Below are 25,409 nucleotides of genomic sequence, written 5' to 3'. Positions count from 1 at the left end.
AGACCGCTGTGGCGCACTTGCAACTGGCCGATGGCGTTTTGAATTACCAGATCGATGGCCCGGAAAACGCCCCGGTGCTGGTCCTGTCCAACTCGCTGGGCACCGACCTGGGCATGTGGGACACACAGATTCCACTGTGGAGCCAGCACTTGCGTGTGCTGCGCTACGACACCCGTGGCCACGGTGGGTCGCTGGTCACTGAAGGCCCCTACAGCATCGAACAGCTGGGCCGTGACGTGCTGGCCCTGCTCGATGGCCTGGACATCGCCAAGGCGCATTTCGTCGGCCTGTCGATGGGTGGCCTGATCGGCCAGTGGCTGGGCATCAATGCCGGCGAGCGCCTGCGCAGCCTGACCCTGTGCAATACCGCCGCCAAGATCGCCAACGACGAGGTGTGGAACACCCGTATCGACACCGTGCTCAAGGGTGGCCAGCAGGCCATGGTCGACTTGCGCGATGCCTCCATCGCCCGCTGGTTCACCCCGGCCTTCGCCCAGGCCCAGCCAGCGCAGGCCCAGCGCATCTGCCAGATGCTGGCGCAAACCAGCCCGCAAGGTTATGCCGGCAATTGCGCGGCGGTGCGTGATGCCGATTACCGCGAGCAACTGGGCCGTATCCAGGTGCCGGCGCTGATCGTTGCCGGTACCGAGGACGTGGTGACCACTGCGGAGCACGGCCGCTTCATGCAGGCTGGTATCGCGGGTTCCGAATACGTCGACTTCCCGGCGGCGCACCTGTCCAACGTCGAGATCGGCGAGGCGTTCAGCCGCCGCGTGCTCGACTTCCTGCTGGCTCACTGAGGATACCGCCATGGACGAGAAACAACGTTACGACGCCGGCATGCAAGTACGCCGCGCAGTGCTTGGCGATGCCCACGTGGACCGCAGCCTGGAGAAGCTCAACGACTTCAACGGCGAATTCCAGGAGATGATCACCCGCCATGCCTGGGGTGACATCTGGACTCGCCCGGGCCTGCCGCGCCATACCCGTAGCCTGATCACCATCGCCATGCTGATTGGCATGAACCGCAACGACGAGCTGAAACTGCACCTGCGCGCGGCGGCCAACAACGGCGTGACCCGCGACGAGATCAAGGAAGTGCTGATGCAGAGCGCGATCTACTGCGGCATTCCGGCGGCCAATGCCACCTTCCACATGGCTGAGTCGGTGTGGGATGAGCTGGGCGTGGAGTCGCGACAGCAGTAATGCCTGTACCGGCCCTATCGCCGGCAGCCAGCTCCCACAGGGATTGCATCAGGCTTGAGGGCAGTGCAGTCCCTGTGGGAGCTGGCTTGCCGGAGATAGGGCCATGGAATGTTTACATGGCCGCATTCTTCTGCCGCATGGCCACTGGGCCGGCGTTGCTTTCCACGGCTTGCTTCAGGGCCGGGCACAAGCCGAGCATGAATGCCGCTTCTGCCACCACGAACAACGGCCCGATGATCAGGCCGCTGACATCGTCTACAAACGCCGGCTTGCGGCCTTCGTAGTAATGGCCGACGAACTGGATTATCCAGCCCACCACGAATGCCCCCAGCCCGGCGCCTAGCCACAGCGCTGTCGTCTGCATTGCCAGCACCTGGCCGACCCACAGGCATAGCCCCAGCAACAACCCCATCACCAGGCCGAAGCGCAGGTCCAGGCGCAGGTAGAACCAGACCGAGGCTGCCGCCGCCGGCAGGGCAGGGGAAAGCCAAATGCCGGCTACCTCCCAGCCAGGTCGCGACAGCAGGATGGTGACCGCCAGCACGATCATGGGGATGCCGACGAAGTGGGTGGCGATGTTGCGTGGGTCGCGGTGGTAGCTGGCGTATTGGCTCAGGTGGTCGACGAGGGTTTTCATTGTTGTGCCTCCCTGGTTTGCCTGGTCGGGGTGTGTTGCCTGTTCTGGCCTCTTCGCGGGTAAACCCGCTCCCACAGGGTCACCACAACTCCTGAGGGCTGCCCTGTCCCTGTGGGAGCGGGTTTACCCGCGAAAGGGCCAGCACAGGCGACCGATATAGCTCAGGATAGCCCGCAGCCACCACCATCATCAGCTCAGCGAATGGCAGCAGCCCGCACTGGCATATCCAGCCCCACCAGCGTCTCGATCATCGCGCGTGCCGCCGGCGATAGCCGGTAACCGCTGCGGCTGACCACGCCACAGCGCACACTCAGCACTTCCAGCGCGGGTGGCAGGTTGCGCCAGTGCAGGCGCACCAGGCTGCCGCTGGCCAGGTCTTCGGCCACGGCTTCCTCGCTGGCGGTGCCGATGGCATCGGTGGCCTGCACCACGCTGCGCAGCACGGCCAGGTGCTCTGTTTGCAGGTGCGGGGTGAAATCGCTGCGCCCGCTCAGGTTGGCCAGGCGCTTGCGCACGCCGGGGGCGAGCAGGGCGCTGGCCAGGGGGTAACTGAACAGGTCGTTGGTCGACAGGCTGTCCTTGGCCAGCAACGGGTGCCCCGGGCGGCAGAAGAACAGGCCGGGGCGCGGTGAAAGGGGTTCGGTGTGGAAGTTGGGGTCGGCTTCGAACGGGCGGATATCGTCGACGAAAAATTCGATCTGCTCGCGGCGCAGGGCCTGGCCGAGGCGTTCTGCATTGTCCACCAGCAGCGAGGTGCGGATGCCCGGGTGGCGTTCGAGGAAGTGGCGCAGGGCATCGGGCACCAGGCGCACGGCCAGCGCCGGGCCGCTGCCAAAATGCAGCTCGCCGGCGTCTAGCTTGGTCATCTGCAGCACTTCGTTGCTCAGCTGTGCGGCACCTTGAACCAGACGCCGGGCATGTTGCAGCACCACCAAGCCTTCGGGGGTGGGCGGCAAGGCTTTGCTGGCGCGGTCGACCAGTGGGCAGCCAAAGCTGTGTTCCAGGCTCTGGATGGCACGGCTGAAGGCAGGTTGGGTGATGCCCATGGCCTCGGCGGCTCGGACGAAGCTGCGGTATTCGGTGAGGGCGATGAAGTAGCGCAGCTGACGGAGGTCCATTTCACGGCTCTGGGGCGGGGATCAGGAGCCTATTCAAGCGGTTGCTGCATATGTCGTCAAAGAAGGTTTATTGATTTGTTTATAGCTTCAGGTTATTTAATGTGACTTCTGGCCTCTTCGCGGGTAAACCCGCTCCCACAGTTTCACCACAGATTCTGAAACTGTGATGAGCCTGTGGGAGCGGGTTTACCCGCGAAGAATTCAAAGAAGATTCAGCGGGTAACTCACGATCAACCGGTTCTCATCGAACGAGTTGGTGCTGAAGTCCCGGCGCATGGTGGAGTTGCGCCACTTCACCGACAGGTCCTTGAAGCTGCCCGACTGCACCACATACGCCAGTTCCGTTTCCCGTGCCCATTCCTTGCCATCGTCCACGCCACCCGCAGTGACGTTGTCACCCTTGATGTAGCGGTTCATCAGGGTCAGGCCTGGCACGCCGACGGTGGCGAAGTTGAAGTCGTGGCGCACCTGCCAGGAGCGTTCCTTGGCATTGTCGAAGCTGGAGTTGTAGCTGTCGTTTGCCAGGGTGCCGCCGCTGGTGCCATTCACTCGCATCCAGGCGTCGTCGCCGCTGACTTTCTGCAGGCCGACGTAGAAGGTGTGGCCCTGATAGCGCGCCGAGAGCATGGCCGAGGCGGTGCGGTTGTCCAGTTCGCCGGCGCGTTCGGCACCGTCTTCCTTGCCGATGAAGTAGCCCAGGTTGGCGCCGAGGGTCCAGTCGCCCAAGGGTTGGCTGTGCACCAGGTTGAGGTACTGCTGGCGGTAGATGTCCTTGAGCTGGGCATCCCACAGGCCGATCATGGTGCGCTTGTCGTTGAAGGTGTATTCGCCGCCGCCAAAGTTGAAACGGTCGGAGGTGAAGGCAGCCTTACCGTTCAGCGACATGTCTTCCATGCTGGCGTCGTTGCGTGGGCTGTTGCCGCGGAACTGGCCGGCGTACAGGGTCAGGCCAGCGATTTCTTTCGAAGTCAGCTGGCCGCCGCGGAAGGTCTGCGGCAGCGAGCGGCCATCGTCCGAGCGCAAGATCGGTAGTACCGGCATCCATTCACCCACTTTCAGCTCGGTTTCGGACAGCTTGGCTTTCAGTGCCACGCCCAGGCGGCCGAAGTCATCGGCGGGGCGGCCGTCGTCATGCACTGGCAGCAGGTGGGTGTTGGTAGTGCCTTTGCCGCCATCGAGCTTGACCGAGTACAGGCCCAGAACGTCCACGCCGAAACCTACGGTGCCCTGGGTGAAGCCGGAGCGGGCGTCGAGGATGAAGCTCTGCGTCCACTCTTCGGCCTTGGCCTGCGGGTGGGCCGGGTCGACGAAGTTGCGGTTGATGTAGAAGTTGCGCAGGTTGAGGGTGGCCTTGGCGTCCTCCAGGAAACCACCTTCGTCGGCGGCGAACACGGGGAATGCGCAGGACATGGCCAACAGGCCGGGCAGCAGCTGGCGTGCGGGTTGCAAAGTGCTCATCTGTCGTGGATCTCTTGTTTTTATGGGCGAGCCGGTACGCTGCAGGATGCGGCCTGCAGGTGCGGGTCTTTTGGGATGAACCGGGGCAACGTTGCGTGGGGAGGATGGTGCGGGGTCGGGCTGGGGTGAGGCAATTCGCCGCAAACGGAAACGGGCGATAATCGAACGGAATGTTCTGGTTGGTTAATTGTTCTCCTGCACTGGCCTCTTCGCGGGTAAACCCGCTCCCACAGGTACTGCACAGCCTTCAGCATTTATGCAAAACATTGTGGGAGCGGGTTCACCCGCGAAGAGGCCGGTTCAGGCAACAGAAAACAAAAAGCCCACCGCGAGGGTGGGCTTGATGCTTTGGCAGCTTCAATCAGCCCTTCGGCGCTTCCACCGATGCCTGCTGGTTGGCCTGCCCGCTCTGCTCGTACCAGCCACCGCCAAGCGCCTTGTACAGGTTGACCTCGCTGGTCAACTGCGACAGGCGATCGCCAATCAGCGCCTGCTGGGCACTGAACAGGTTGCGCTGGGCGTCGAGGAAGGTCAGGTTGCTGTCGATACCGATGCGATAGCGGCGTTCGGCCAGGCGGTAGTAGTCCTGGTTCGCCTGCACCAGATCGCGTTGCGCCTGCAGCTGCTCTTCGAAGGTCTTGCGCGCCGCCAGGCCATCGGAGACTTCCTGGAAGGCGGTCTGGATGGTCTTTTCGTACTTGGCGACGTTGATGTCCTTCTGGATCTTCGAGTAGTCCAGGCTGGCCTTCAGGCTGCCGGCATTGAAGATCGGCAGGTTGATCTGCGGCTGGAACAACCAGGTGCCCTGGCCACCCGAGAACAGGTGGCCCATGTCGGGGCTCAGGCTGCCGGCATTGGCGGTCAGGCTGATGCTCGGGAAGAACGCTGCGCGGGCCGCGCCAATGTTGGCATTGGCGGCCTTGAGCAGGTGCTCGGCTTCCTGGATGTCCGGGCGACGCTGGAGGATGTCCGACGGCAGGCCGGCCGGTACTTCGGCCAGCTGGTCGGCATCGAGCTCCAGCGGCTTGGCCAGGTCGGCGGGAATGCCGGTGCCCAGCAGCACGGTCAGGCTGTTGACGTCCTGGGCGACCAGGCGCTGGTACTGCGAGTACTTGACCCGGGCGCCTTCCACGGCGGTACGCGCCTGGCTGACGTCGAGTGCCGAGGCTACGCCGACTTCGTTGCTGCGACGGGTGAGGTTGTAGCTTTCCTCGTAGGTCTTCAGCGTTTCTTCGGTCAGCTTGAACAGCGCCTGGTCGGCCTGCCAGGTGTAGTAGGCGTTGGCCACGCTGGCCACCAGGCTGATCTGCGTGGAGCGACGCGCCTGCTCGCTGGACAGGTAGGTTTCCAGGGCCTGCTCGGTCAGGCTGCGCACACGGCCGAACAGGTCCAGCTCATAGGCGCTGACGCCCAGGGTGGCCGAGTACTGGCTGGTGATGCCTGCTTCGCCCGTCTGCGACATGTTTGCCGGTACGCGTTGGCGGCTGCCGCTGCCGTTGGCCGAAACCGCAGGGAACAGGTCGGCACGCTGGATGCGGTACTGCGCACGGTAGGCATCGATATTCAACGCGGCAACGCGCAGGTCGCGGTTGTTGACCAGCGATGTCTGGATCAGTTGCTGCAGTGCCGGGTCGTGGAAGAACTGGCGCCAGCCCTGCTCGGCGGCGGCAACTTCCGCCGATTGCGTCGGCGAGTACGCAGGGCCTTGCGGCCACTGCGCAGCCACCGGCGATTCCGGGGTCTGGTAGTCAGGGATCAGCGAGCAGCCGCCAAGAATGAAAGCGGTTACTGCCAGGGACAACAAAGACTTGGTCATTGCCCAGCCTCATAACGTGGAGTTTCAGGGGTGACGTCTTTTTCCGGCTCTTTGCTGCCGAACAGTGACGACACTGCGACGAAGAACAGTGGTACCCAGAAGATAGCCAGCACGGTCGCACTGATCATGCCGCCGATCACGCCAGTACCGATGGCGTGCTGGCTGCCGGCGCCGGCGCCGCTGGCGATAGTCAACGGTACCACGCCGAGGATGAACGCCAGCGAGGTCATGATGATCGGGCGCAGACGCATGCGGCACGCCTCGATCGCCGCGTCGTACAGGCTGCGGCCTTGCTCGTGCAGCTCCTTGGCGAACTCGACGATCAGAATGGCGTTTTTCGCCGCCAGGCCGATGGTGGTCAACAGGCCGACCAGGAAGTACACATCGTTGGACAACCCGCGCAGGCTGGTGGCGATCAGGGCACCGATGATACCCAGCGGTACTACCAGCACCACGGCGATCGGGATCGACCAGCTTTCGTACAGGGCTGCCAGGCACAGGAACACGAACAGTACCGAGAGGGCAAACAGTGCCGGCATCTGCGAACCGGAGAGTTTTTCCTCGTAGGACATGCCGGTCCAGGAGAAGCCGATGCCGCTTGGCAGTTCGCCAGCAATGCGCTCGACCTCGGCCATGGCTTCACCGGTACTGTAGCCCGGGGCCGGAGCACCGAGGATTTCCATCGCCTCGACGCCGTTGTAACGCGACAGCTTCGGCGAACCGTAGGTCCATTCGCCCTTGGCGAATGAGGAGAACGGCACCATTTCGCCGGCGCCATTGCGCACGTACCACTTCTGCAGGTCTTCCGGGCTCATCCGTGCGTTCGGCTCGCCCTGGATGTACACCTTCTTGACCCGACCACGGTCGATGAAGTCGTTGACGTAGCTGGCACCCAGGGCAATCGACAGGGTGTTGTTGATGTCGGCGATGGTCACGCCCAGGGCGCTGGCACGCTCGTCATCGATGGTCAGCTGGTACTGCGGCTCATCGTTCAGGCCGTTCGGGCGCACGGCGCTGAGGATCTTGCTCTGCGCGGCCTTGGCCAGGAACTGGTTGCGCGCTTCCATCAGCTTGGCATGGCCGACACCGCCGCGGTCCTGCAGGAACACGTCGAAGCCGGTGGCGTTACCCAGTTCGAGCACCGCAGGCGGGGCAAAGGCGAACACCATTGCATCACGGAAGGTGAAGAAGTGCTGCTGGGCTCGCTGGGCAAGGGCGAACACGCTGTTTTCCTTGGAGCGCTCGTCCCACGGCTTGAGCATGATGAACGCCATGCCCGAACTCTGGCCGCGACCGGCAAAGTTGAAGCCGTTGACGGTGAACACCGAAGCCACGGTGTCGGACTCTTCGCTGAGCAGGTACTCACGCATCTGGTCTACCACTACCTGGGTGCGCTCGGCACTGGAGCCGGCTGGGGTCTGTACCTGGGCGAACAGTACGCCCTGGTCTTCTTCCGGCAGGAACGCGGTTGGGATGCGGGCGAACAGCCAGATCATGCCGACCACGATCAGCGCATAGGCCAGCAGGAACGGTGCCTTGTTGCGCAGGATGGTACCCACGCTGCGCTCGTAGCCGGTTACGCTGCGGTCGAAGTTGCGGTTGAACCAGCCAAAGAAGCCACGCTTGGCCACATGGTGCTCGCCCTTCTTCAGCGGCTTGAGCATGGTGGCGCACAAGGCCGGGGTGAAGATGAGCGCCACCAGCACCGACAGGCCCATGGCCGAGACGATGGTGATGGAGAACTGCCGGTAGATCACACCCGTGGAGCCGCCGAAGAACGCCATGGGCAGCAGTACCGCCGACAGCACCAGGGCGATACCCACCAGGGCACCCTGGATCTGCTCCATCGAGCGCTTGGTCGCTTCCTTGGGCGGCAAGCCTTCCTCGGACATCACCCGCTCGACGTTCTCCACCACGACGATGGCGTCGTCCACCAGCAAGCCGATGGCCAGGACCATGGCGAACATGGTCAGGGTGTTGATGCTGAAGCCTGCTGCGGCAAGGATGCCGAAGGTGCCCAGCAACACCACTGGTACGGTCATGGTGGTGATGACGGTGGCACGGAAGTTCTGCAGGAACAGGTACATCACCAGGAACACCAGGACCACGGCTTCGATCAGGGTGTGGATTACGCCGCTGATCGATTCGGTGACCACCGGGGTCGTGTCATACGGGAATACTGCCTTCACCCCAGGCGGGAAGAACGGTTCCAGGTCGGAGATGGTCTTGCGCAAGGCCTTGGCGGTGTCCAGTGCGTTGGCACCGGTGGCCAGTTTTACTGCAAGGCCGGAAGCCGGCTTACCGTTGAACTGAGCGCTGACGGCATAGTTTTCACCACCCAGGCCAACCTGGGCGACATCACCCAGACGCACCTGCGAACCATCGCTGTTGACCTTGAGCAGGATCTTCTCGAACTGCTCGGCAGTCTGCAGGCGGGTCTTGCCGATGATGGTGGCGTTCAGCTGGGTACCCGGCATGGCCGGCAGGCCGCCGAGCTGGCCGGAGGATACCTGCACGTTCTGCGCGGCCACGGCGGTCTTGACGTCGACCGGGGTCAGCTGGAACTTGTTCAGCTTGGCCGGGTCGAGCCAGATACGCATGGCGTACTGCGCACCGAATACCTGGAAGTCACCCACACCTGCGGTGCGCGAGATCGGGTCCTGCATGTTGGAGACGATGTAGTTGGCCAGGTCGTCCTTGGTCATGCTGCCGTCTTCGGACACCAGGCCGATCACCAGCAGGAAGTTCTTCACTGCCTTGGTGACGCGGATACCTTGTTGCTGCACTTCCTGCGGCAACAGCGGGGTGGCCAGGTTCAGCTTGTTCTGCACCTGCACCTGTGCGGTGTCCGGGTTGGTGCCCTGCTCGAAGGTGGCGGTAATGGTCATGCTGCCATCGGAGTTGCTTTCCGATGACACATAACGCAGGTTGTCGATACCGTTGAGCTGCTGCTCGATCACCTGTACCACGGTGTCCTGCACGGTCTGCGCCGAGGCGCCCGGATAGGTCACGGCGATGGCGATGGCCGGCGGCGCGATGCTGGGGTACTGGTTGATCGGCAGCTTCAGGATCGACAAGGCGCCGACCAGCATGATCACCAAGGCGATCACCCAGGCGAAGATCGGGCGATCGATAAAGAACTTCGACATGGTTTACTCCGCTTTGCCGTCTGCTTTCGCCGCGTTGGCCTGATCAGGGCTGGCCGGCTTCTTGACGTTGGTGGCTTCGCTGACTTTTACCTCTACGCCCGGGCGCACGTACTGCAGCCCTTCGGTGATCAGGCGGTCGCCCGGTTTGAGGCCTTCCTCGATCAGCCAGTCGCTACCCAGGGTACGGTTGGCCTTGAGCTGGCGCAGTTCGACCTTGTTCTCCTGGTTGACCACCAGTGCGGTCGGCGCGCCTTTCAGGTCGCGGGTCACGCCCTGTTGCGGGGCCAGGATGGCATTGGCGTTGACCCCGGCCTTGAGCCGCGCATGCACGAACATGCCGGGCAGCAGGGTGTGATCGGGGTTGGGGAACAGCGCGCGCAGGGTGACCGAGCCGGTGGTCTCGTCGACTGCGACTTCAGAGAACTCCAGGCGGCCTTCCTGCTTGAACAGGCTGCCGTCTTCCAGCACCAGTTGCACCGAGGCGGCGTTGTCGCCGGCCTTTTGCAGCTGGCCGCTTTCCAGGTCACGACGCAGCTTGAGCAGCTCGGCGGTGGACTGGGTGACGTCGACGTAGATCGGGTCGAGTTGCTGGATGGTCGCCATGGCATTGGTCTGGCCGTTGCTCACCAGTGCACCTTCGGTGAACGAAGAACGGCCGATACGGCCGCTGATAGGTGCCAGGACCTTGGTGTAGCGCAGGTCGATCTGTGCGCTCTTGAGCGAAGCCTCTGCCTGCAATCGTTTGGCATTGGCGTCGTCGTATTCCTGTTTGGAAACAGCCTGCTCGTCGATCAGCTGCTTATAGCGTTCGGCCAGCGAGCGGGTAGCTTGCAGGTTGGCCTGGGCATTGGCCAGGTTGGCTTCGTACACGGCAGGGTCGATCTGGTACAGCTGCTGGCCTTCCTTGACCTCGCTGCCTTCCTTGAACAGGCGCTTGAGGATGATGCCGTTGACCTGCGGGCGCACTTCGGCGACGCGGTAGGCAGTGGTACGGCCTGGCAGTTCCGTGGTCAGAGTGAAGGCCTGGGGCTGGATGGTCACGACGCCGACCTGAGGAGCCTGCGCCGCTGGCGCTGCTTCTTCTTTCTTACAGCCACTGAGCAGGGTTGCCAGGGCGACGGCGGAAACCAGAGCGGTAACGGCTGGCTTGAATTGCATGAGGATCCTCGGGTCGTCGGAGCTGGGAGACGCTCAAGAGTAATGGAAGAGTCTTGATCTGGAAAAATTGCTATCCGGTGGATAAATAGCTTGCTAAGGAATATACTTACATTCATGGTTGTTTGTAAATACCGCTGGGTTGTACTTAGGTACTGCCACAGCCCTTGATTAGCTCATCCGCGAGGCGCCCTGCAGAGGTGCCCCCGGAGCGTTCCCCGCCGCGCCGCGCGTTCGGGGCAGATGAGGTTTGTACTGCCATGGTCCGTCGAACCAAAGAGGAAGCCCAGGAAACCCGCGCCCAGATCATCGAGGCGGCGGAAAAGGCCTTCTACAAGCGCGGGGTTGCGCGAACCACCCTGGCCGACATCGCCGAACTGGCGGGTGTGACGCGGGGGGCGATCTACTGGCACTTCAACAACAAGGCCGAGTTGGTGCAGGCGCTGCTCGACAGCCTGCACGAAACACATGACCACCTGGCGCGGGCGAGCGAAAGCGAGGACGAAGTGGACCCGCTTGGCTGCATGCGCAAGCTGCTGCTGCAGGTGTTCAACGAGCTGGTGCTCGATGCCCGAACCCGGCGTATCAATGAAATCCTGCATCACAAGTGCGAGTTCACCGATGACATGTGTGAAATTCGCCAGCAGCGCCAAGGTGCGGTGCTGGATTGCCACCAGGGCATCACCCTGGCGTTGGCCAATGCCGTGCGACGGGGCCAGTTGCCAGGCGAGCTGGATGTCGAGCGCGCGGCGGTGGCCATGTTTGCCTATGTCGATGGCCTGATCGGGCGCTGGCTGTTGCTGCCTGACAGTGTCGATCTGTTGAAGGATGTCGAAAAATGGGTCGACACCGGGCTGGATATGCTGCGCTTGAGCCCGGCTCTGCGCAAATGACACTTTGTTAAGGATTGTGAGGGAGTGTTGCCCCTTTGTGTTAAGGGGGGATTAATGCTTTCGGATTGCTCGGCTGTTCAGGTTCTGCTGGCGCGCCGAGGTCTCTGTGGGAGCGGGTTTACCCGCGAATCAGGCGCCGCGGTGGATGGCACGGGCTTCGCCCGTGTTCGCGGGTAAACCCGCTCCCACAGGGATCGCGCAAGCTTTAGAAATTGAGCAAGACAGTTGCTCCCGCATTCAACGTCCGCGCAGTTGCCGGTCCGGCAACGCCACTGCTGCTAACAGTCCGAGTACCGCCACCCCGGCACTCCCCATCAGCAACTGCCGGAACGTCTCCAGCAACCTCCCTTGGGTCACCAGGTCCACTTCGCCGGCCTTCAGGCTCCCCAGCAACGGATTACCCAACGACTCGAACCCGCCCTGGTGCAGTAGCGCCAGCAGCAGGCTGGACATGCACGCCACCCCCATGGCCCCGCCCAGCGAGCGGAACAGGTTGGTGGTGCTGGTGGCGACGCCGATGTCCTTGCTGTCCACCGCGCTTTGCGTGCCTACCAGCGAGGTCGGGAACTGCAGCCCGCAAGCGATACCGGTCAGCAGCATGAACAGTGCACTGAGCAAGGCCGATTGCGGCGGGGTCAGCGCCATGGCGAAAATGGCCAGCGGCATCAGCAGCGCACCGGCCAGGATCTGCGGTTTGTAGCGCCCGGTCAGGCTGGTCATGCGCCCGCCGGTAAAGGCACCCATGGGCAGCCCCATCACCAGCGGCAGGAGGTGCAGGGCAGCGCTGTCGGCACCGGCGCCGGTGATGCCCTGGTAGCGCAACGGCATGAGCATGGTCAGGGAGATCGACTGAAAGCTGGCGAAGAAGATCACGCCCCAGCACAGCACCGCCACGCGATTGCCGAACAGGCCGAGTGGCAGTAGCGGTTCCAGGCAGCGGCGCTCATGGACGATGAACAGCATCAGGCCCAGCGTGGCGCAGGCGAACAAGGCCAGCACGGCCGGGTCGACCCAGGCGTGGCCCTGGCCGACCAGGGTAATACCCAACAACAGGCTACCCAGACCGAGGATCAGCAACACGGCGCCCAGGTAGTCCACCCGCGCCTCACGGCGCTGCGCCGGCATTCCGCCGAGGGCGCGGCGGATCGCCCACAGTGCAACCAGCCCCAGTGGCAGGTTGATCCAGAACACCCAACGCCATGACAGGTATTCGGTCAGCCAGCCGCCCAGTACCGGCCCGGCGACACTGGCCACCGCGTACATGCTGCTGAAATAACCCTGGTAGCGGCCGCGCTCCCGAGGTGGCACGAAATCGCCGATGATCGCCTGGCTCACCGAGACCATGCCCCCGGCGCCAATGCCCTGCAGTACCCGGGCCAGCACCAGTTGCTGCATGTCCTGGGCCAGGGCGCAGGCGATCGAGGCCAGGGTGAACAGGCTGATGCCGGTGAGGATCATCCGGCGCCGCCCGTACAAGTCGCCCAGCTTGCCGTAGATCGGTACGGCCACGGTCATCGCCACCATGTAGCCGGAGATGACCCAGGCCAGCAGGCCGACATCGTTGAACTGCGCCGAGATCGCTGGCAGCGAGACAGCGACGATGGTCTGGTCCAGGGCGCCGAGGAAGATCGCCAGCATCAGGGCGGTGAGCACGTTGCGCAGGGTGGTGGGAGGCAGAGCGGCGGTCACGGGGATACCTTATATGGCGGCGGGCCTTCTTCGCGGGTAAACCCGCTCCCACAGGTCCGGTGTCGCTCCTGAGGATGGCGACGTCCCTGTGGGAGCGGGTTTACCCGCGAAGAGGCCAGCATGAAGTACGCGGATTGTAACCTGAGTTAGGTAGCTTCCTATGTACTATCTGCATCCCCTATGCAAGATCGGCATTGGCGCATTCATCCAGTGCTGCATGGCTGCGTGATATCGTTGGTATGCCACAGAGGCTGAAAACCGGGGCTTGCACCAGCTTGGTGCAGCATTATGCCGCAGGGTTTTCACGCCGCTGTCTCCCACACCTTTTATTCCTCTGCCTGCATGTCGAGCATGACCGCCCAAGTGACGACGGTTGGAACAGGCCAGGTAGACCCGATTACAGGGGTCGGTAGTTACCGTTCGAATTTCAACTTATTTTGCGGAGTGATCATGCCCAAGGCTTCCCATCAAGATCTGCGTTTTGCCTTCCGCGAGCTGCTCGCTTCAGGTTCCTGTTATCACACCGCATCGGTGTTCGACCCCATGTCGGCCCGCATCGCCGCGGACCTGGGCTTCGAGGTCGGCATCCTCGGTGGTTCCGTCGCTTCGTTGCAGGTGCTGGCTGCACCGGACTTCGCCCTTATCACCCTCAGCGAGTTCGTCGAGCAGGCCACCCGTATCGGTCGTGTGGCGCAACTGCCCGTGCTGGCGGACGCCGACCACGGCTATGGCAACGCGCTGAACGTCATGCGCACCGTCATCGAACTGGAGCGCGCCGGCGTGGCTGCGCTGACCATCGAGGACACCCTGCTGCCTGCCCAGTTCGGGCGCAAGTCCACCGACCTGATCCCGGTTGAAGAGGGCGTCGGCAAGATCCGTGCGGCGCTGGAGGCGCGGGTCGATTCCTCGTTGTCGATCATTGCCCGGACCAACGCTGGCGTGCTCACCACCGAAGAAATCATCGTGCGTACCCAGAGCTACCAGAAGGCCGGAGCGGACGGTATCTGCATGGTGGGAGTGAAGGACTTCGAACAACTCGAGCAGATTGCCGAGCACCTGACGGTTCCGCTGATGCTGGTGACCTACGGCAACCCGAGCCTGCGCGACGACGAGCGCCTGGCACGCCTGGGCGTGCGCATCGTGGTCGATGGTCACGCGGCCTACTTTGCCGCCATCAAGGCCACCTATGACTGCCTGCGGCTGCAGCGCGGCCAGCAGAACAAGTCGGAAAACCTCAGCGCCACCGAACTCTCGCATACCTACACCCAGCCGGAGGACTACATCCGCTGGGCCAAGGAATACATGAGCGTCGAGGAGTGACCTGATTCACCGGCAGGCGCAGCACTTGTGGGAGCGGCCTTGCGTCGCGAAAGGGCTGCGTAGCAGCCCCGACAGTATTGGATGTGGCGAAGATCAGGGGACCGCTTTGCGGTCCTTTCGCGACACAAGGCCGCTCCTACAAAAGCCTCACAGGTCCCGGTCCCACTCCGGTTCGTCCTTGAACCGCTGCACCAGAAAATCCAGCATGCTGCGCAAGGTCGCCGGCATGTGTTTGCGTGAGGTGTACACCGCATTCAGGTTCAGTTCGCGTGGCCTGGCCTCGGGCAGCAGGCGCACCAGCTCGCCTCGGCGCAGGGCCTGCGCGGCCTGGTAGGTCGGCAGCATGGCGATACCTGCGCCGGCCAGCGCCGCCTTCTGCAGTGTCATCGCCTCGTTGGCACTGATGTTCCCCGCCACCGGCACGGCGACCTGCTGGCCGGCCACCTCGAAATGCCAGAGGCTGTGGCCGAAGTAGGCATGGGTCAGGCAATTGTGCCGGCTCAGTTCCTCGACCCGTTGCGGCGTGCCGTGCTCGCGCAGGTAGGCCGGTGCAGCACACACTGCCGAGCGGCATACGCTCAAGCGCCGGGCGATCAGGTTGGGGTCCAGGTCATTGCTGGTGCGGATTGCCAGGTCGATGCGCTCGTCCACCAGGTTGACCGTGCGATCGAGCATCTGCAGCTCCACCTTTACCCCGGGGTAGCGCCGGACGTAGGCGGCCACTGCATCCACCAGCTGGGCCTGGCCGAATGAGGTGCTGACACTGATGCGCAGCGCGCCTTTGGGCGCGTCATCCGGTTGCTGCACCGCGGCTTGCAAGTCGCCGGCCAGTTCCAGCAGTTGCCGGCAGCGGGGCAGGGTTTCCTGGCCGGCGGCGGTGAGGCTGAGCTTGCGTGTGGTGCGCTGCATCAACCGTGCGCCAACCCAGTCTTCCAGCTCTGCCAGGTAGCGCGACACCACCGGCCGCGACAGTTGCAGATGATCCGCCGCCGCCGACTGGCTGCCCAGGTCGACGACGGTGACGAAAACGCGCATGGCGTTGAGACGATCCATGGATTTGCCCGGTTTCAGAAACAAACTATGTTCGAGCATCGCATTTTTTGTCACGGATTGGGCAACTAAGCTGTTGGGCATTGTTCATCTGACGGGTGTTTGTGATGTCTCTTTTCACTCCCTTGCGTGGCCTGCTGCTGGCCTGTGTGACCCTGGCCGGCCCGGTGCTGGCTGCCGACCCCTTGCAGCTGGAGGTTTACAACCCCGGGCATGAGGCGATCTTCCCGGTCAGTTCGGTGATCGTCAGCGGCGAACACGACGCCATTCTCGTCGATGCCCAGTTCGGCAAGGCCCAGGCCGAGCAGTTGGTGCAGCGCCTGCGGGCAGGCGGCAAGCAGCTGACCAGTATCTACATCAGCCATGGCGACCCGGACTACTACTTCGGCCTGGATACCCTGACCCAGGCCTTCCCCGAGGCCAAGGTGCTGGCGTCGGCCGCCACGGTTGCCCATATCCGCCAGACCATGGATGCCAAACTGGCCTACTGGGGCCCGCAGATGGGCGCGGACAAACCGGCGCGGCTGGTGCTGCCGCAGGTGCTCGAAGGCAACCGCCTGATGCTGGAAGGGCAGGCCCTCGAGGTGGTCGGCCTCGACGGCCCGCAACCTGATCGCAGTTTCGTATGGGTCCCGTCGATCAAGGCGGTGGTCGGTGGCGTAGTGGTGTCGGAGAACATCCATGTGTGGATGGCCGACACGCAAACGGCCAAGTCCCACGCCGACTGGCTCGGCACCCTGGCGAACATCGAGGCGTTGGCGCCGCGCACGGTCATCCCCGGGCATTACCTGGGGGACAGCAGCCGATCGCTCGAGGCCGTGCGCTTCACGGCGAATTACATTGGTGATTTCGATGCCGAGACTGCCAAGACCAAAGACGCCGGTGCGTTGATCGCGGCGATGAAGCGACGTTACCCGAGCCTGGCCGATGAAAGCTCACTGGAGTTGGGGGCCAAGGTCGCCAAGGGCGAGATGAAGTGGTAATTCCGTTCAATTGATGGAGAGTATCCCATGAGCAAGATTGCAATCATCGGTGCCACTGGCCGCGCTGGCAGCCAGTTGCTGGAAGAGGCCCTGCGCCGTGGCCACAGTGTGCTGGCCATCGCCCGCGACCCGTCGCGGTTGCAGGGGCGGGACGGGGTGACCGTCCAGGCGCTGGATGCCAAGGACAGTGCAGCCCTGCAAGCGGCGGTCGCGGGTGTGGATGCGGTGCTGAGTGCGGCGCATTTCTCGACCATCGAGCCACACGCGATCATCGAGCCGGTCAAGCGGGCCGGAGTCAGGCGCCTGCTGGTGGTGGGTGGGGCCGGCAGCCTGTTGCTGCCGTCTGGGCATCGGGTAATCGACAGCCCGGACTTCCCCGAGGCATACAAGGCCGAGGCCACTGCTGGGGTGCGTTTTCTGGAAGCGTTGCAACGGGAGCCGAATCTGGACTGGACCTTCCTGTCGCCGTCGGCGGAGTTCGTTGAAGGCGAGCGTAGCGGGCATTACAAGCTGGGCAAGGATCATCTGCTGATCGGTGCGGATGGCAAGAGCTGGATTACCTTTGCCGATTACGCGATTGCCATGCTGGATGAACTGGAAAAGCCGGCGCATTCGCGGCAGCGTTTTACCGTCGGCTATTGAGTCGCCCTCTTCGCGGGTAAACCCGCTCCCACAGGTACTGCACTGATTTCGATACCGGTGTATTACTTGTGGGAGCGGGTTTACCCGCGAAGGGGCCCTCACTGGCTGGCCTGGCCCTCCAGCCAATCCAGCAATTCCACCAACCCCGGCGGCAAGCTCTTGCTCTGGCTCACCAGGTAATACCCCTTGCCGGTCATCACCTTCAGCGCAAACGGCATGCACAACCGCCCCCCGCGCAAGTCATCACCGATCAGCGACCAGTCGCCGATCGCCACGCCGGTCCCCTGCGAGGCCATGGCCATCGCCATATCCAGCGTCTCGAAATGCTGCTTCGGCCCTGGAGTGCCCAGTGTCACCCCGGCTGCCTGCAGCCATAACTCCCAGTCATGCTCATCTCGCGACGGGTGCAGCAGCATGTGTCGCGCCAGGTCCTCGACCTGCTGCAACGGTACCGGCCCCTGTTGCAGGGACGGTGCGCACACCGGTGTCAGCTGTTCATCGAACAGCTTGCGCACGCGCAGCCCGTGGTTCGGCGCATCGCCATACACCACAGCCGCATCGAAACCCTCGCGGCGAAAGTCCACCCCATGTTGCACCGTGGTGGTCAGTTCTACAGGCACATCCGGGCGTAGCGCCTGCCATTCCATCAGGCGTGGCAGCAGCCAGCGCATCACGCAGGTCGGTGCCTTGAGCTGCAAGGTAGCGGTGCGTCCACCCACCTCGCGCACCCCTTGTTCGATCAGCGCGAACACTTGCTGCACCCTTGGCAGCCAGTCCTGGCCTTCACGGGTCAGGCTCAGCCCACGGGCCTGGCGCTGGAACAAGGCATAACCCAGATGCTCCTCGAGGGCCGCGATCTGTCGGCTGACGGCGCCTTGGGTGATATGCAACTGCTGCCCGGCACGGGTGAAATTGCAGTGCTGGGCGGTGACCAGAAATGTATGCAGGGCGGGTAGGGGCGGGAGGCGTTTCATTGCACCAAGCCATGATTGCAGGACATGGCTAGTATGTGTTTTTTTGCATTGTGGCGATAGCCGTGGCTGGGTCCAATAAGGGCATAACCCAACCAAGATTCATGGTGAAACCCGATGGCAACCTGCGGCGAAGTACTGGTAAAACTCCTTGAAGGCTATGGCGTGGACCATGTCTTCGGCATTCCTGGCGTACATACCGTGGAGCTCTACCGTGGCCTGGCGGGCTCGTCGATCCGCCATGTCACCCCGCGCCACGAGCAGGGTGCCGGGTTCATGGCCGACGGCTATGCGCGCACCCGCGGCAAACCGGGGGTGTGCTTCATCATCACCGGCCCGGGCATGACCAACATCACCACTGCCATGGGCCAGGCCTATGCCGACTCGATCCCGATGCTGGTGATTTCCAGCGTGCAGTCGCGTGATCAGCTGGGCGGCGGCCGCGGCAAGCTGCACGAGTTGCCCAACCAGGCAGCGCTGGTGTCGGGTGTGGCGGCGTTTTCCCACACCCTGATGAGTGCCGATGACCTGCCGCAGGTGCTGGCCCGGGCATTCGCCGTGTTCGAAGGGGGCCGACCGCGCCCGGTGCATATCGAGATCCCGCTCGATGTGCTGGTCGAGCCGGCCGATCACCTGTTGCCGGGGCGCGTGGTGCGCAGCAGCCGCGCAGGGGCAGCGCCGCAGGCCGTGGCGCAGATGGCCGAGCGCCTGGCCAATGCAAGGCGGCCATTGATCCTGGCCGGGGGCGGCGCGTTGGCCGCGGGCGCTGCGCTGGCGCGCCTGGCCGAACACCTGCAGGCGCCGGTGGCGCTGACCATCAATGCCAAGGGGCTGCTGCCGGCCAGCCACCCGCTGCAGATCGGCTCGACCCAGTCTCTGCCTGCCACGCGGGCGCTGGTGGCCGAGGCCGATGTGGTGCTGGCGATCGGTACCGAACTGGCCGAAACCGACTATGACATTACCTTCAAAGGTGGTTTCGAGATCCCGGGCAGCCTGTTGCGCATCGACATCGACCCGGACCAGACCGTGCGCAATTACCTGCCGGCGCTGGCGCTGGTGGCCGATGCCGAACTGGCCGCCGAGGCGCTGCTCGGCGCCTTGCAGCCACTGTCGCAACCCGTGCGTGAAAGCACATGGGGGGCAGCCCGGGTGGCCAAGTTGCGCCAGGCACTGGCGGCGGGTTGGGACCAGCCGACGCTGAGCCAGACGCGTTTGTTGAATGCGATTCTCGAGCGCCTGCCCAATGCCATTCTGGTGGGCGATTCGACCCAGCCGGTGTACACCGGCAACCTGACGCTGGACATGGACCAGCCACGCCGTTGGTTCAATGCCTCGACCGGCTATGGCACCTTGGGTTACGCATTGCCAGCTGCCATGGGCGCCTGGCTGGGCAGCGCGGAACAGGTCGACGAGCGTGCCCCAGCGGTGTGCCTGATTGGTGATGGCGGTTTGCAATTCACCTTGCCAGAGCTGGCCAGCGCGGTGGAAGCGCAGGTACCGTTGATCGTGCTGCTGTGGAACAACCAGGGGTACGAGGAAATCAAGAAGTACATGGTCAACCGGGCGATCGAGCCGGTCGGGGTGGATATCCATACGCCGGACTTCATCGGTGTGGCGCGAGCTCTGGGCGCTGCGGCGGAACAGGTGGCAGACGTGGCGCAGCTGCAGGTGGCGTTGGGGCAGGCAGTGGAGCGCAAGGGGCCGACCTTGATCCAGGTTGACCAGAATCAGTGGCAGGGGGCTGTGTTGGGTTGAAGTGAACCCGCTCCCACAGGTACTGCACAGTTTTCAGTATCTGTGCAAAACCTGTGGGAGCGGGTTCACCCGCGAAGAGGCCGGCACAGGCAAAGCCAAACTCAGCCAGCAGTCGCTCGCAACCTGGCCACATCACGAATCGGCGGCGCGCCATACAGCCGGCTGTATTCACGGCTGAACTGTGACGGGCTCTCATACCCCACCCGGTAGGCTGCCACCGCTGCCTCGATCCCGTCATTGAGCATCAACCGCCGCGCCTCCTGCAGGCGCAGTTGCTTCTGGTACTGCAACGGGCTCATCGACGTCACGGCCTTGAACCGGTGGTGCAAGGTCGAGGTGCTGAGGTTGACCTCCCGGGCCAGGTCCTCGATGCGCAAAGGCAGCTGGTAGTTCTGGTTGAGCCAGGTGATGGCCTGGCAAACCCGGTGGGTCTGGCTGTTGGCCAAGGCGATTTCGTACAACCGATAGCCCTGCGGCCCGCGCAGCAGGCGGTACAGAATCTCCCGGCGGAACAGCGGCGCCAGCATCGCGATGTCGCGAGGGGTGTCCAGCAGGCGTATCAGCCGCAGCAAGGCGTCGAGCAACGCGGCATCGGTTCTTTCCACATACAAGCCACGACCGGAAGGCCGGTTGGGCACCAGCATCGGCCCGCTTTCGGCGATCAGCTGGCTGATTTCGGCCGGGTCCAGGTCCAGGCGCAGGCCAAGGCTCGGGTGCTCGGGGCTGGCATCGAGCCTGACGCCGCTGAGCGGCAAGGTTACCGAGACCACCATGTAGTGCAGCGGGTCGTAGGCGTACTGCTCGTCACCGAGGAACAGGCTTTTGCTGCCCTGGGCAAGGATGCACAGCGCGGGTTGCGCCAGGGTCGGTACCGAGCGCACGTTTTCGGTGTAGCGCACCAGGTACAGGTCGTCGATGGCCGATGCCGGGCCGTGAGGCTCCCCGGCGTGGCGGCGGATCAGCTCGGCCAGCTCCTGGCGTTGCAGTTCCAGGCTCGGGTCGATGGACGTGGCGGTGGTCATGATGGCTTTCCTCTGCTGACCGACGCAGCATAGGTTTGGGCAATGGCCGGCGCTAGTCAAAAGCTGCACGCCGATTGCCTGATCCTGCCGTGCTGCAGGATCAGGCAATCGGCGTGCAGTAATGGCCTAACGCGTCGCGCGGGTGGGCCCCTAACCTTGGCAGCCTGGCTTTTCCGTCCGCCTGCTTCAAGGAGATTGTGCAATGACCCCGACACAACCGGTCACCCACCTTGCTTTCATCCGTGCCAGCAGCGGGCGCTCGGCGGAGCTGGGCGCGCGCCTGCGTGACCTGCTCGAGCCCTCGCTGCGGGCACCGGGTTGCCTGAGTTTTACCGTGCAGCGCTCGCAGGCTGATGCCGATTTATGGTTGCTCAGTGGCAGCTGGCGGGATCAGCAGGCGATGAGGGGGTACTTTGCTTCGCCGACGCTGGAGGTGTTTGGTGAGCTGGTACAGGCACAGGTGGTCAGCAGCCTGGATCTGCATACCTTTGATTGATCTGTCGCCTGTGCCGGCGATAGGGCCGGAGCAGGCAATAGGGTAAAATGCCGGCCCTCGATCAACCAAGCGGATAGCAACATGGCACGTAGGGAGTTCCCGCATTTCGAAGCGGTTTCGGCGATGGTCCCGGTGGAAGGTGGCGGCTACAACGCAGCCATCGCGGTAAAGGCCCTGGGCATGGGCGGCGCGCCGCGCTTTCACAAGATTCTCGACGGCCAGGTGTTCAAGGGCGCCGTGGCCGCCGATGAAGCGGCCACGTCCGAGCTGCAACGCCTGCAGGGCGTCAGCGAAGAGGGTGAGCTGATCTGGTGATCAGGCCGGCGGGCGGGCCATCTTGAACAGGTTGCCCAGCTCGAAATAATCTGCCGGGCCGCCGCCACGCAGGATCGGCTCGGCGGCAGCGGTATCGTAGATGCCGTTCTTCAGCAGGTGCTCGGCAATGTGCACCGCCACCACTTCACCCAGAATCAGCCAGCTGGGCACCAGTTCCTGGTCGGCCCGCTTGAGCTGGACGATCTGGCTGACCTTGCACTCGAAGGCCACCGGGGTTTCGCCGACACGCGGCACGTTGACGATGCTCGACGAGGTGGCGGTGAGGCCGCTCAATTCGAATTCGCTTATCTCGGCGGCAACCGGTGCGCAGCTCTGGTTCATCTGTTCGGCCAACGGGCGGGTGGCCAGGTTCCAGACGAACTCGCCGGTCTGCTCGATGTTGTTAAGGCTGTCTTTGCGCCCGACGCTGCAGAAACCGATGATCGGCGGGATGTAGTTGAAGGCGTTGAAAAAGCTGTAGGGCGCCAGGTTCAGGCGGCCTTCGCGGTCCTGTGAGGAGATCCAGCCGATAGGGCGGGGGCCGACGATGGCATTGAAGGGGTCGTGGGGCAGGCCGTGGCCTTTGGCGGGTTCGTAGTAATACATCTGTGCTGGGCTTGCTGGCCCTACCTCCTGGTGGACAAGGTGCCTAGTGTGCCAAGCCTGTGCCTGTCTGCAAATGATCAAGCCCGGCCGAAGCCGGGCTGGGTGCTCGCATCAGGGATCAGCTGATGCGGTGCGCGTTGGTGCGGTCGAAGCCATCTTCAGCGAAGCGCTGGCCGCCAGTGCGGTCGAAGCCGTCTTCAGCAAAGCGCTGGCCACCGGTGCGGTCGAAGCCATCTTCAGCGAAGCGCTGGCCACCGGTGCGGTCGAAGCCATCTTCAGCGAAGCGCTGGCCACCGGTGCGGTCGAAGCCATCTTCAGCGAAGCGCTGGCCGCCAGTGCGGTCGAAACCATCTTCAGCGTAGGCCGCGGATTGGCTCTGGGTCGCTGCGAAGGCGTGGGCGTTGGTGCGGTTGAAGCCATCTTCGGCGAAGGCGCCAGCAGCGAAAACCGAGAGGGCCAGGGTAAGGATCAGTTTGTTTTTCATGGTCGTTGCTCCGGGGGTTCTTGAGGTTGTTTGTTTCTATGGGTTTGATCCTACGCTGATTTATTTGATTAAAAAGCGCAAATAATAGTGCTTAAAAATCGAATAATTCGATATATGTCGGCGCACATCTTGTCGCTCAGGCAGCTGTTCTGGCTCAGGATGTGTCTGCCCATGCGCCGACGTTCTGCCAGCCATTGCAGCTTGGGGGAGTGGAATTAATCGGGCGTTAAGGATGAAAAATCTGTCATGGAAGGCTGCTCAACGTATTTTTCATACGTCACCAACCGATTTTTCAAATGCTGCTCAGCACCATCGCCGCACCTCAAACCGGAGCGGCACAACAATGAACAAACTTCCGCAAATCACCTTGGCCTTCTGGGTCATGAAGATCTGCGCTACCACCCTTGGCGAAACGGCGGGTGATTTGCTGTCGATGACCCTGAACATCGGCTATGCCCTCAGTTCGCTGCTGCTGATCAGCGTGTTCCTGCTGACCTTGCTCGGCCAGCTGTACTCGCGCCGCTACCACCCGATGCTGTACTGGCTGGTAATCCTCTCCACCAGCACCGCCGGCACTACCATGTCCGACTTCATGGACCGCACCCTGGGCCTGGGCTACGCCGCGGGTTCGGCCATCCTTGTCGGCATCCTGCTGCTGACCTTCCTGGTATGGCGCTTGAGCGGCAACCCACTGGATGTCACCCGCATCAAGAACCGCACGGGCGAATTGTTCTACTGGGTGGCGATCCTGTTTTCCAACACCCTCGGCACCGCGCTGGGCGATTACCTGGCCGATGACTCGGGGCTTGGTTTTGCCGGTGGTGCGTTGTTGATCGGCAGCGCCATTGCCTTGGTCGTGGTGGCCCGCTACTGGACACGCATCCCAGGCGTGGTGCTGTTCTGGGTTGCGTTCGTGCTCACCCGCCCGTTCGGCGCCACCTTGGGCGACTTCCTCACCAAACCCCACGATAAGGGCGGCCTGGACTTCGGCACGGTCGGCTCTTCGGCGGTGCTGGGCGGGGTGTTGCTGGTATTGGTGCTGATGGCCACCTGGTACCAGCGCCGTGAACCGCGTCAGGCGTTGGAGATGTCCTGAGTGTTGATGCGGTAGCGGGTACTGCGGCCTCCGCCAGGAAGGCATGATTTGTTCCGTGAGCCGAATAAGCCGGCTATTCGGCTCATCTCGTGAGCCGAATGAGGCCGTCAATCGGCTCACAGGCTACCGCGTATCACAAAAAAGGGTCGCTCCATGCACTGGAGCGACCCTTTTTCAGTATTGCCAGGCCAGCATCACTCAGTGGTAATCCGCGAGTGCTGCTTGGTGTCCTTCATGGTCGCGTAAACCAGCAGCGAACAGGCGATGCAGGCGGTGACGTACCAGTAGAAGCCGCTCTCCATGCCCGCGCTCTTGAACCACAGGGCCACGTACTCGGCAGTGCCGCCGAAGATCGACACGGTCAGGGCATACGGCAGGCCCACGCCCAGGGCGCGGATTTCGGTAGGGAACAGCTCGGCTTTGACCACGGCGTTGATCGAGGTGTAGCCGCTGACGATGATCAGCGCCGCCATGATCAGGAAGAACGCGCCCCACCAGGTCTGGATGGTGTGCAGGGTGCTGAGGATCGGTACGGTGAACAAGGTGCCGAGTACACCGAAGGCGATCAGGATCGGGCGTCGACCGATCTTGTCGGACAGGCCACCGATCACTGGCTGCAGGCACATGAACAGGAACAGCGTGGCGGCCGAGATGGTGGTCGAGTCGCTGATGCTCATGCCTACGGTGTTGACCAGGTACTTCTGCATGTAGGTGGTGTAGGTGTAGAAGGCCAGGGTGCCGCCCATGGTCAGGCCGACTACGGTCATGAGCTCCTTGGGGTGGCGCAGCAGGGTGCGCATCAGGCTTTCCTTGGCCTTTTCCTTCTTGGTGAAGGAGGCGGTTTCTTCCATGCCGCGACGCAGGTACAGGGCCACCACGGCGCACAGCGCACCGATCACGAACGGTACGCGCCAGCCCCAGGCATACAGCTGCTCGGTGGTCAGGGTCTGTTGCAGGACGATCAGTACCGCCAGGGCAATGAGCTGGCCAGAGATCAGGGTCACGTACTGGAAGCTGGAGAAGAAGCCGCGGCGGTCCTTGCTGGCCATTTCGCTGAGGTAGGTGGCCGAGGTGCCATACTCACCACCCACCGACAGGCCCTGCAGCAGGCGTGCGATGACCAGCAGGATTGGCGCGGCGACGCCGATGGTTTCGTAGCCCGGGGTCAGGGCGATGACCAGCGAGCCGGCGCACATCAGCAGCACCGAGGCCATCAATGCGGCCTTGCGGCCTTTGCGGTCGGCGTACAGGCCCATCAGCCAGCCACCGATCGGGCGCATGAGGAAGCCCACGGCGAAGATCGCGGCGGTATTGAGCAGTTGTGCGGTGGAGTCGCCGGCCGGGAAGAAGGCCTTGGCGAAGTACAGCGAGAATGCGGCGTAGACGTACCAGTCGTACCATTCGACCATGTTGCCGATGGACCCGCTGAAGATCGACTTCAGGCGGCTGGCGGTGGTTTTTTCTGTGGCAGGCGCGGTGGCCGCCCCGGCTGGCAGGGAGGTGGCATTATCCATCAGGGATACCTTCTCGTTGTTTTTGTGGAGCGCG

At 63.2% G+C, this 25,409-nt stretch carries 23 protein-coding genes; 10 read left to right on the top strand and 13 right to left on the bottom strand.

Annotation, left to right across the window (positions count from 1 at the left end; all coding sequences use genetic code 11):
* Positions 1-8 precede the first annotated feature (8 nt).
* On the top strand, positions 9-800 hold the full coding sequence (gene pcaD, locus RIN61_RS06440; protein WP_252378663.1) for a 3-oxoadipate enol-lactonase: 792 nt from the start codon (positions 9-11) through the stop codon (positions 798-800).
* A 10-nt stretch (positions 801-810) separates the two neighbouring features.
* Positions 811-1,206, top strand: a complete 396-nt coding sequence (gene pcaC, locus RIN61_RS06435) for a 4-carboxymuconolactone decarboxylase (protein WP_003259581.1) — start codon at positions 811-813, stop codon at positions 1,204-1,206.
* Between the two features lie 112 nt (positions 1,207-1,318).
* On the opposite strand, the gene RIN61_RS06430 is transcribed toward pcaC, so the two are convergent.
* The 6 genes from RIN61_RS06430 to ttgA form a co-directional block, all read right to left on the bottom strand.
* The gene (locus RIN61_RS06430) at positions 1,319-1,843 is read right to left on the bottom strand and encodes an Mpo1 family 2-hydroxy fatty acid dioxygenase (protein ID WP_215520804.1); all 525 of its coding nucleotides are present in this window, start codon (positions 1,841-1,843) and stop codon (positions 1,319-1,321) included.
* 194 nt (positions 1,844-2,037) lie between these two features.
* A complete protein-coding gene (locus RIN61_RS06425) occupies positions 2,038-2,961 on the bottom strand; it encodes a LysR family transcriptional regulator (protein WP_133975160.1) in 924 nt (307 codons plus the stop codon).
* A gap of 201 nt (positions 2,962-3,162) precedes the next feature.
* The gene (locus tag RIN61_RS06420) at positions 3,163-4,419 is read right to left on the bottom strand and encodes an OprD family porin (RefSeq protein ID WP_112250440.1); all 1,257 of its coding nucleotides are present in this window, start codon (positions 4,417-4,419) and stop codon (positions 3,163-3,165) included.
* A gap of 361 nt (positions 4,420-4,780) precedes the next feature.
* The gene (locus tag RIN61_RS06415) at positions 4,781-6,235 is read right to left on the bottom strand and encodes an AdeC/AdeK/OprM family multidrug efflux complex outer membrane factor (protein ID WP_207877322.1); all 1,455 of its coding nucleotides are present in this window, start codon (positions 6,233-6,235) and stop codon (positions 4,781-4,783) included.
* Positions 6,232-9,384, bottom strand: coding sequence for a multidrug efflux RND transporter permease subunit TtgB (ttgB, locus tag RIN61_RS06410; RefSeq protein ID WP_112250442.1), 3,153 nt, complete (start codon positions 9,382-9,384; stop codon positions 6,232-6,234). The genes RIN61_RS06415 and ttgB overlap by 4 nt, the downstream gene beginning before the upstream one ends.
* Positions 9,385-9,387: 3 nt before the next feature.
* Positions 9,388-10,542 (bottom strand): toluene efflux RND transporter periplasmic adaptor subunit TtgA, encoded by a 1,155-nt coding sequence (gene ttgA / locus RIN61_RS06405; RefSeq protein WP_112250443.1) that lies wholly within the window; start codon positions 10,540-10,542, stop codon positions 9,388-9,390.
* A gap of 257 nt (positions 10,543-10,799) precedes the next feature.
* On the opposite strand from ttgA, the gene ttgR reads away from it, so the two are divergent.
* Entirely contained in the window at positions 10,800-11,432 is a 633-nt protein-coding gene (gene ttgR, locus RIN61_RS06400) for an efflux transport transcriptional regulator TtgR (RefSeq protein ID WP_112250444.1), read from the top strand.
* 237 nt (positions 11,433-11,669) lie between these two features.
* Here the strand turns inward: ttgR and RIN61_RS06395 are convergent, their stop codons facing one another.
* Complete coding sequence (locus RIN61_RS06395; RefSeq protein ID WP_112250445.1) at positions 11,670-13,121, bottom strand: MDR family MFS transporter; 1,452 nt, start codon at positions 13,119-13,121, stop codon at positions 11,670-11,672.
* 450 nt (positions 13,122-13,571) lie between these two features.
* Here RIN61_RS06395 and RIN61_RS06390 point away from each other — a divergent pair, with 450 nt between their 5' ends.
* Positions 13,572-14,441 carry an isocitrate lyase/PEP mutase family protein gene (locus RIN61_RS06390; protein WP_025340480.1) on the top strand — a complete coding sequence of 290 codons (870 nt, stop codon included), beginning with the start codon at positions 13,572-13,574 and terminating at the stop codon, positions 14,439-14,441.
* A 147-nt stretch (positions 14,442-14,588) separates the two neighbouring features.
* On the opposite strand, the gene RIN61_RS06385 is transcribed toward RIN61_RS06390, so the two are convergent.
* Positions 14,589-15,494: a LysR family transcriptional regulator gene (locus RIN61_RS06385; RefSeq protein ID WP_207877326.1), complete on the bottom strand. Its 906-nt coding sequence runs from the start codon at positions 15,492-15,494 to the stop codon at positions 14,589-14,591.
* Positions 15,495-15,598: 104 nt separating this feature from the next.
* On the opposite strand from RIN61_RS06385, the gene RIN61_RS06380 reads away from it, so the two are divergent.
* The gene (locus tag RIN61_RS06380; protein WP_313856309.1) at positions 15,599-16,474 is read left to right on the top strand and encodes an MBL fold metallo-hydrolase; all 876 of its coding nucleotides are present in this window, start codon (positions 15,599-15,601) and stop codon (positions 16,472-16,474) included.
* 27 nt (positions 16,475-16,501) lie between these two features.
* Complete coding sequence (locus tag RIN61_RS06375) at positions 16,502-17,116, top strand: NAD(P)-dependent oxidoreductase (RefSeq protein WP_112250450.1); 615 nt, start codon at positions 16,502-16,504, stop codon at positions 17,114-17,116.
* Positions 17,117-17,214: 98 nt separating this feature from the next.
* Here the strand turns inward: RIN61_RS06375 and RIN61_RS06370 are convergent, their stop codons facing one another.
* Positions 17,215-18,090 (bottom strand): LysR substrate-binding domain-containing protein, encoded by an 876-nt coding sequence (locus tag RIN61_RS06370; protein ID WP_112250452.1) that lies wholly within the window; start codon positions 18,088-18,090, stop codon positions 17,215-17,217.
* 114 nt (positions 18,091-18,204) lie between these two features.
* Here RIN61_RS06370 and RIN61_RS06365 point away from each other — a divergent pair, with 114 nt between their 5' ends.
* A complete protein-coding gene (locus RIN61_RS06365) occupies positions 18,205-19,842 on the top strand; it encodes a 5-guanidino-2-oxopentanoate decarboxylase (RefSeq protein WP_112250454.1) in 1,638 nt (545 codons plus the stop codon).
* Between the two features lie 101 nt (positions 19,843-19,943).
* Here the strand turns inward: RIN61_RS06365 and RIN61_RS06360 are convergent, their stop codons facing one another.
* Positions 19,944-20,864, bottom strand: coding sequence for an AraC family transcriptional regulator (locus RIN61_RS06360; protein ID WP_112250456.1), 921 nt, complete (start codon positions 20,862-20,864; stop codon positions 19,944-19,946).
* Positions 20,865-21,066: 202 nt separating this feature from the next.
* Between RIN61_RS06360 and RIN61_RS06355 the strand changes: the two genes are divergently transcribed.
* Positions 21,067-21,360 carry a putative quinol monooxygenase gene (locus tag RIN61_RS06355; protein WP_112250458.1) on the top strand — a complete coding sequence of 98 codons (294 nt, stop codon included), beginning with the start codon at positions 21,067-21,069 and terminating at the stop codon, positions 21,358-21,360.
* A gap of 81 nt (positions 21,361-21,441) precedes the next feature.
* Positions 21,442-21,675: a hypothetical protein gene (locus RIN61_RS06350; protein ID WP_112250460.1), complete on the top strand. Its 234-nt coding sequence runs from the start codon at positions 21,442-21,444 to the stop codon at positions 21,673-21,675.
* Here the strand turns inward: RIN61_RS06350 and RIN61_RS06345 are convergent, their stop codons facing one another.
* Complete coding sequence (locus tag RIN61_RS06345; RefSeq protein ID WP_112250462.1) at positions 21,676-22,281, bottom strand: flavin reductase family protein; 606 nt, start codon at positions 22,279-22,281, stop codon at positions 21,676-21,678. It abuts the gene before it with no gap.
* 118 nt (positions 22,282-22,399) lie between these two features.
* Entirely contained in the window at positions 22,400-22,765 is a 366-nt protein-coding gene (locus RIN61_RS06340; RefSeq protein ID WP_313856303.1) for a heme utilization protein, read from the bottom strand.
* Between the two features lie 343 nt (positions 22,766-23,108).
* On the opposite strand from RIN61_RS06340, the gene RIN61_RS06335 reads away from it, so the two are divergent.
* Positions 23,109-23,861 carry a COG4705 family protein gene (locus RIN61_RS06335; protein WP_112250466.1) on the top strand — a complete coding sequence of 251 codons (753 nt, stop codon included), beginning with the start codon at positions 23,109-23,111 and terminating at the stop codon, positions 23,859-23,861.
* A gap of 194 nt (positions 23,862-24,055) precedes the next feature.
* On the opposite strand, the gene RIN61_RS06330 is transcribed toward RIN61_RS06335, so the two are convergent.
* Entirely contained in the window at positions 24,056-25,375 is a 1,320-nt protein-coding gene (locus RIN61_RS06330) for an MFS transporter (RefSeq protein ID WP_075046206.1), read from the bottom strand.
* Positions 25,376-25,409 lie beyond the last annotated feature (34 nt).

The sequence above is a fragment of the Pseudomonas inefficax genome, from assembly GCF_032164165.1.
In the GTDB taxonomy this organism is placed as follows: Bacteria; Pseudomonadota; Gammaproteobacteria; order Pseudomonadales; family Pseudomonadaceae; genus Aquipseudomonas; species Aquipseudomonas inefficax.
This window is presented reverse-complemented; position numbering and strand designations above follow the sequence as displayed.